Genomic DNA, 1,535 nt, shown 5'->3' with positions numbered 1-1,535 from the left:
TTTCAGCTTGTTGAGAAACTAAGATTTTATTCGTTTTTACTTAGTTTAGGTTATGTAGTAAAAAAAGAATCTGAAGTTTTTAGGTCCTTCTGCTAAGCAGAAGGGCCATTTTTTTTATATTTTGTGTTGCAGCTGTCAGGTAGGCCTGCTCCTGGACAGACTTCCGCCCTCGACGCCTTGCGTAGCGGAAACCATGAAGTTCTTTCGCATCGGCATAGCTCCGTTCGATGGTCTGACTCCGCAATTTGTACAGCTTTTTTCCACTGGGAGTGCGTTTGTTGGCGCGTACTTTTTCTTTTTCATCTTCCCAAATGTGTCGGGCAATCGATCGCTGCTTGCTTTTCGCGGAAAAACAATCGGATCGCAGTGGACAATTTTCACAATCCTGCGGCCGACTTTTGTAGTGTCGATAGCCATCCCGGTCTGTTGTGGCATAGGATAACTTGCAGCCCATGGGGCATGCATAGGCATCCATTGAATGCACATACGTAAATAAGCGTTTCGGCACTTTGGTGTTGCCGCCTTTGAAACGGCGCGAGCCCATGACCACAAACGTTCCGGCCTCGTTTAAGGTTTTGCAGATGTGACCAGTAAAATAACCGGCATCCAACGCGACGGCTTCCACCGGGAATTCGAATTTCTGTTTTTGCACAGCGAGCCGCTCTAAGTATGGAACGGCGTCGTGGACATTGCCGGCCGTGATGTAAGTATCTGTGATGAAATTGTATTTGGCATCCACCGTTCGGTGGTCGAGATAGAAGAATCCTTGGGGTTTCTGGTTTCGCATGAGGAAGCCACTATCCGGATCGGTCACGCTTTCGCGGGTAATCGCTGGTTTGGTTTTGCTAACCGACCGAACCGTCTTCGGCTTCAGCGCTTTTTTCCGTGTGACTCCCGGTCGGCTTCGACCGCTTCTTCCAGTTCTCCTAAATAGTTGACCACTTTTTCAGCTTTTGCCTTTCGAATAAACTTGTTCTTATTGGCATTGGCTTTGACATGTGTGGAATCCGAAAGAAGCAGACGTCCATTTACCATGTTATGGGCTTTAGCCTGACGGACCGTTTCGTCAAAAATTTCTTCAAAGACCAACGTGTCTTCAAACCGGCCCTTCCGATTAAAACTGATGGTAGAATGGTCTGGAATGCGGTCGATGAGGGAATAACCCAAAAACCACCGGTAAGCAATGTTATCCCGGATCTCTTTTTCCAATTGACGCTCTGAACGAATGCCATAAAAGTAACCGATGAAAATCATTTTGAAGAGGATGATAGGTGGAATGGCCGGACGGCCGTTATCCGGACAATAATAAGGTGAAGCAATCCGCTCAATAAAAGAAAAATCAATGAGGGCATCGACTGTACGGAGAAAATGATCTTGCGGTACGAGTTCATCGATCGAGACCGTGACCTGATCATGACGGTGGTTTTTGACTTTACCAATCATGGGACATCGCTCCTTCATTTTCTTTTAGTTTACCTCAAAAAAATATCAAAATAAACAAAAAAAGGCTGTCGAGAGGGTTTCTCGACAGCCTG

The 1,535-nt window shown here is 46.3% G+C and carries 1 protein-coding gene; it reads right to left on the bottom strand.

The annotated features are described in order from the left end of the window. Positions 1-79 precede the first annotated feature (79 nt). Positions 80-1,443, bottom strand: a protein-coding gene (locus QOZ98_RS18890; RefSeq protein ID WP_308788774.1) for an IS1182 family transposase whose coding sequence is annotated in 2 segments (ribosomal slippage) — positions 80-871 and positions 874-1,443 — 1,362 coding nt in all. Because the reading frame shifts where the segments join, the coding sequence is not laid out codon by codon here. Between the last annotated feature and the right edge of the window lie 92 nt (positions 1,444-1,535).

This window comes from Planomicrobium stackebrandtii (assembly GCF_030814955.1).
GTDB lineage: Bacteria > Bacillota > Bacilli > Bacillales_A > Planococcaceae > Planococcus > Planococcus stackebrandtii.
The sequence above is the reverse complement of the archived record's forward strand: the minus strand, read 5'-3'. Positions and strand labels throughout refer to the sequence as shown.